The organism is Syntrophorhabdaceae bacterium (assembly GCA_028698615.1).
GTDB lineage: Bacteria > Desulfobacterota > Syntrophorhabdia > Syntrophorhabdales > Syntrophorhabdaceae > Delta-02.
Map to the genome: position 1 here is coordinate 1 of JAQVWF010000089.1, position 4,854 is coordinate 4,854.

9 protein-coding genes are annotated in these 4,854 nt (G+C 33.0%); all 9 read right to left on the bottom strand.

The genetic code is table 11. The annotated features are described in order from the left end of the window. Window positions 1-33 precede the first annotated feature (33 nt). Window positions 34-714, bottom strand: coding sequence for a hypothetical protein (locus tag PHC90_14360; GenBank protein MDD3847527.1), 681 nt, complete (start codon window positions 712-714; stop codon window positions 34-36). 3 nt (window positions 715-717) lie between these two features. Beyond that, entirely contained in the window at window positions 718-1,293 is a 576-nt protein-coding gene (locus tag PHC90_14365) for a GTP cyclohydrolase I (protein MDD3847528.1), read from the bottom strand. 3 nt (window positions 1,294-1,296) lie between these two features. Further along, complete coding sequence (locus PHC90_14370; protein MDD3847529.1) at window positions 1,297-1,902, bottom strand: hypothetical protein; 606 nt, start codon at window positions 1,900-1,902, stop codon at window positions 1,297-1,299. A 73-nt stretch (window positions 1,903-1,975) separates the two neighbouring features. After that, complete coding sequence (locus tag PHC90_14375) at window positions 1,976-2,632, bottom strand: radical SAM protein (protein ID MDD3847530.1); 657 nt, start codon at window positions 2,630-2,632, stop codon at window positions 1,976-1,978. A gap of 13 nt (window positions 2,633-2,645) precedes the next feature. Beyond that, window positions 2,646-2,984: a hypothetical protein gene (locus PHC90_14380; GenBank protein ID MDD3847531.1), complete on the bottom strand. Its 339-nt coding sequence runs from the start codon at window positions 2,982-2,984 to the stop codon at window positions 2,646-2,648. An 8-nt stretch (window positions 2,985-2,992) separates the two neighbouring features. Further along, window positions 2,993-3,577: a hypothetical protein gene (locus PHC90_14385; GenBank protein MDD3847532.1), complete on the bottom strand. Its 585-nt coding sequence runs from the start codon at window positions 3,575-3,577 to the stop codon at window positions 2,993-2,995. 114 nt (window positions 3,578-3,691) lie between these two features. Beyond that, the gene (locus PHC90_14390; protein MDD3847533.1) at window positions 3,692-4,330 is read right to left on the bottom strand and encodes a hypothetical protein; all 639 of its coding nucleotides are present in this window, start codon (window positions 4,328-4,330) and stop codon (window positions 3,692-3,694) included. Next, window positions 4,330-4,530 carry a hypothetical protein gene (locus PHC90_14395; GenBank protein MDD3847534.1) on the bottom strand — a complete coding sequence of 67 codons (201 nt, stop codon included), beginning with the start codon at window positions 4,528-4,530 and terminating at the stop codon, window positions 4,330-4,332. Before PHC90_14395 ends, PHC90_14390 begins: the two co-directional genes overlap by 1 nt. Then, window positions 4,530-4,854: 6-carboxytetrahydropterin synthase (locus PHC90_14400; GenBank protein ID MDD3847535.1), on the bottom strand; the 325-nt coding region annotated here is incomplete at its 5' end. The genes PHC90_14400 and PHC90_14395, both read right to left, overlap by 1 nt.

The window sequence follows — 4,854 nt, forward strand, 5'->3', positions numbered from 1 at the left end:
ATCTTTCTTCAAATTCTTCTAAAGGAACTAAAATTATATTTCTTTCCACCACAAGCCTCCTTCTGCAAATTGCATGCCTCGACAATTTTTACATAAATGATACCATTTTTGCTGTTTTAAATATGCACTCTTTGGATCTTTAACATTACCCAAAATCTCTTGCCCATTATAATCGCAACAGCAAGGAACAATATCTCCATTCCATAGCACACAAAAATAATTATATTTTTTAAAAAAACATTCTCCTTTTATTTCTGAAGAACCCTTTACAGAACCGGCAAAATTAGTGTACGGTTTCTTTTCTTTTAGCTTGCCATCAACAGAATGAAGCGTAATAATAGTATTTTTATTAAATGTTAAGGCATCTTTTATAAAATCAACAGGCTCAAAAAAATCGTAAGCAATTCTCATTCGATAAGGTTCTTGGTCTAAAACTAATCTTAGAGATTTTTGATAATCTTTTATTCCTCCATTAGTAGAAAATTCTACTTCTATATGATGGTGATGCGCTATCGCTATAAAATCTGAAAGAGAATTATGCAAAAACGGTTCTCCAAAATGGTGCAATCCTATATATTGATTTTTCATTCTGTCTAAACAATATAGAAAAGTAGGGACTGACATATCACTTTGCTTTCTTGTCATTGCAGAATGGGGGCAATAATTACATGAGGCATTGCACCTATTGGTTAATTCTACCTGATAAATATTCATAATTTAATCCTTTTTAGATAATTCGATTAAACGAAGAACCTCTTGACGGCCTTTAATGTCGTCTTTAAAACCACCATAAACAACAGAAGTTATCATGCCTGCATCATTGCCTTGTCTAATGCCCCTACAAGCCATGCAACCGTGAATAGCCCTCATTACAAGCATTACTGCTTTAGGTTGCAATAAGTAAACAAAGCTATCTACTATCTCTTTAGAGAGGTTTTCCTGCAACTGAGGCTTTGCTGAATAATGCGTTATCAATCGGTTTATTTTTGAAGCTCCTACCAGTTTCTTATCAGGGATATATGCAAACCAAGCTTTCCCTGAAAAAGGAAGAAAGTGATGTGAACACATTGAAACAAAAGGTATATTGTCTAAAAGGATAATTTCATCGTAATCTTTATCATTAGGAAATGTTGTAATTAAAGTAGTATTTGGTTCTAAAGACTTAAAAAACTCTTGACAATACATCTTGGCAACTCTTTTAGGGGTGTCTTTAAGATTGGGGTCAGATAAATCCAACCCCAATCCCTCAGTCAGAAGTTTGCCAAAATATTCTTCTACTTTGGCTTGATTCATTAATTACTCCTTTTTATCATCAATGCGACCTGTAACTTTATAAATTTTATTTTCCTTATCGACACATTCAACTTTCCAACCCTTGCGAATTAATCCATATTTAAAATTATTTACTCTGCTAAGGGTCGTTCCAATAATATCTGCCATATTCTGCAAAGTATCGCCTTTATAAAACAATTCATCCAATTCGGCGCCTTTTGTTCCTGCTTTATGTCCGTATCGTGAAAGCTCTACAGGCTCTTTTTCTTTCTTTTCCTTAGGAGCTTTTTCCTTCTTAGCAGGCTTTTCTTTCTTTTCTTTCTTGGCAGGTTTTTCCTGTTCTTTCTTTTCTTCTTCTTCCTTCTCTGCTTCTTTTCCTTCTTCCTTGTTTCCAAGCTCGTCACTAAAAGTATCTTCATAAAAATCAATAACAGGAGCATACTTCTTATCTTTTAGCATTTTCTCTTCTGCCTCTGCATCAAGACCTTCATAGGCATCAGCAAAATGCTCAAGCAAATCCTTCTTTTTAACTCCTACTGTTCTGATTTCCTTCTCCAAAAAACCGCTTTTGTTAAGGATTTTAATAACACTTACCAATTCACTACCGTTGATTTCTTCCAAATCTTTCATAACAACTCCTTTTCTTTTTTTGATTTTTATTACTTTATTATAACATGCTTTGCATGTTTTTGATGAAAATATTTTAAGGCATATCAATTATTTTATGCAACTGGAGATTGATAATTGCTTCATCAAATTGCGCTTCTTTTAACCATTTAAATAGTTCAGGAACTTCTATATTCCCATGACAAGGGGAGAAAGCAAAACGACCTATAAATCCTGATTTCTTGATTTGACTGCTTATTTCTATGGCTCGATCAAAATCCTTTCTATCGGCTATAACAAATTTAACAAAATCAGGATTTTCTAAAGCATTAAAATTATTAAGGTTCATAAACTTTTCCATCCCTGATGAAGGAAGTTTATAATCCATAACAATACAAAAAACCTGACGATCTATTACCTTTTCTACATTGAATGCGCCGTTAGTTTCAATAGCAATTTTATATACTCCTGAATCTTTTTCATTAATATAATCTATTAATTCGATCAATTCTTTTTTCTGCGATAGCGGTTCGCCACCTGTAATTGTAATATTTCTATTGCCTATTTTTACTATTTCTTGAAAGATTTCTTCTTTGGACATATCATATCCAGACCAAATATCAGCCGCAAAAGGAGTATCACACCAAGAACACCGCAAATTGCAACCAGCTAACCGAACAAATGTGCAAATGCTTCCTTGATAAGCGGCTGTAACTTCTCCATTAATTGATTCAAAAATACTATGTACCTTCATCCTATCTCCTTTCTTAATAATTATTTATAGAATATCCTTCACATATAGGGTCTGCTTTAGGATGATCTAATAAATTTTTCTTGCATTGTGGACAACGGACTCTTGGGGTAATATCAGCATCCAAAGGTAAAGTTTTGATCTTATGCTTTTCCCCGCAAGTTGGACAAATAGCGATCATCGTAATTATTTCATCAGGATCATGCTTCGTGTAAAACTTTTTTCTGGTATTCGCAAATCTTTCTCTTATCCTTATTTTTGCACATTCAGGGCATCTTTGCCTTTTAGATTTTACAGGAACCATCATTTCCTTTTTACAATCAGGACAAATAAATTTTTTAGTTTTCTCATTCATGTTCTCTCCTACGGCAACCACTCTGGGAAAATCACTTGCTTTTTAATTTCCGCACAAAATATTTTCCAACTAGGCAAACGATGATTTGATCTTTGCAAGAGGATTTCTCTAAGGTTTTTATAATTTAGTTTCCATTCTCTTGTTTGCAAATAACCTTCTGGAAGAGAATCTTTTAATTCTTCCAAATTCTCAGAGGTTGATTCGACAATATATTTTTGAACCAATTCATTTAAGTATTGAATATAGCTTTCCGGTATAGGGGTATTGAAATCTTCATTTGTTAATTTTCTTTTATACAAGGTGTGCATGGTACTACCTGATTGTTTGGTAGTCAAGCGATAAGTATCAGCTTCTTGCCAAAAATTTCTTGATGCTCTAATTAACCACCATGTATCGATATGTTCCAGAAACTTATTATGCCCATGATCTTTATTGCATAATCTTCCAGCTACTTCATTAAAGATATATTCCTTTTCTAAAAATATATCATAATAATAATCTAAAGCACCTTCAACTCTTCTATTAAGAGATAAGCCTATCAATGCCGATTCTCTTCCTGCTTCTTCCAACTTAATTACTTTAATTTGTGACATTTTAATTTCCCTTTCCCATTCTACACATAGCCAAAACCCAAATAACAGTCATTTCACCAACAACTATCCCTGCAATAAATGTTAAAATATAGTTCCAATCCATCTTTCTCTCCTTTAGCCCCAATAATGGCTAGGTTGAATGTCCCAAACTTTTTTCTCCTCTATCCCTTTTTCTATCCGATATTGTTTTTTTCTATAATCTTCACGCCTTTTTGCTTCCCTATTCTTTGTTCTATACTTTTCTACATTCTCCCAATATCTTTTCTTTGCTTTCATATTAATCCATTGAGAAGAACAAGAAGCCTTGCAACATTTCTGATCTGCTGTATGAGGAACAAATTTTTCTCCGCATACTATACAAACTCTTGGTTCAAAAACTTTTCTGGCAAGAATTCTTTGTTCCTTTTCATATTCTTGTTTATGTTCTAAACAACAAAAGATATGAGGGTTAGTTTTGGTTTTAAATTCTTCTTTACAATAAGGACAAATTTTTATTTGAGTTTTATGCTTGCTTTGGTATCTTTCTCTTTCATATTCCCTCTTCCACTTTTTCCTGCATTCTTGATTACAGAATTTTTGTTTGTGATATTTCCTAATAAACAATGTGCCGCAAATAGGGCATTTCTTAATTTCCGCCACTGCTTTTTTATTTCGTCGATAACTATGCTTCTTTTGGTGAGAAGGACAGCAATATTTTTGAGCGTTATTATGCTTTTCAAAAGGTTGTTTGCACCATAAACAAATAGCTTGCATTAATGAATCCTTAAAGAAGAAGGAACTTGTTCCAAAATATCAACTCTTTGAGATAAATATCGGAAACCTATTCCTTCATCGGTTAATTTAGCATTAATCATTTCTAATGCTGTCATTAATAATAACCTTGATTGGTTAATAACAGCGGCTATTTCTGGATTTTCTTCAACTACTTCTTCCAGAATTTCATTTTCATCCATTATGCTTTCCACTCACAATAAGAAGTCGATGTTTCCCAAAGTCTTACTCTAATTAATTCTTTTCCTTCTTTGCAAATGGCTGGTGCCAAATTAGCCGATATCCAAATAGTTAAATTTTCTGCTGTTGGAATAAAAAGAATATTGTTAAGCCAAGAATGATCAAGCATGGAAATAATTCTATCATTTACGATATCCTTCAATTTAGCAAAATCAATAATCATTCCTGAACCATCAGTTGAACCTTCTACTTCTATTTCTAACTTATAACTATGTCCATGATCATTTGAACATGGGCCATCATAATCAGGCAGTTTATGACCAGCT

Bases quoted from the DNA above. Each gene is read 5' to 3' on its own strand.
- PHC90_14360 (MDD3847527.1), bottom strand. From the start codon at position 714: ATGAATATTTATCAGGTAGAATTAACCAATAGGTGCAATGCCTCATGT.
- PHC90_14365 (MDD3847528.1), bottom strand. From the start codon at position 1,293: ATGAATCAAGCCAAAGTAGAAGAATATTTTGGCAAACTTCTGACTGAG.
- PHC90_14370 (MDD3847529.1), bottom strand. From the start codon at position 1,902: ATGAAAGATTTGGAAGAAATCAACGGTAGTGAATTGGTAAGTGTTATT.
- PHC90_14375 (MDD3847530.1), bottom strand. From the start codon at position 2,632: ATGAAGGTACATAGTATTTTTGAATCAATTAATGGAGAAGTTACAGCC.
- PHC90_14380 (MDD3847531.1), bottom strand. From the start codon at position 2,984: ATGAATGAGAAAACTAAAAAATTTATTTGTCCTGATTGTAAAAAGGAA.
- PHC90_14385 (MDD3847532.1), bottom strand. From the start codon at position 3,577: ATGTCACAAATTAAAGTAATTAAGTTGGAAGAAGCAGGAAGAGAATCG.
- PHC90_14390 (MDD3847533.1), bottom strand. From the start codon at position 4,330: ATGCAAGCTATTTGTTTATGGTGCAAACAACCTTTTGAAAAGCATAAT.
- PHC90_14395 (MDD3847534.1), bottom strand. From the start codon at position 4,530: ATGGATGAAAATGAAATTCTGGAAGAAGTAGTTGAAGAAAATCCAGAA.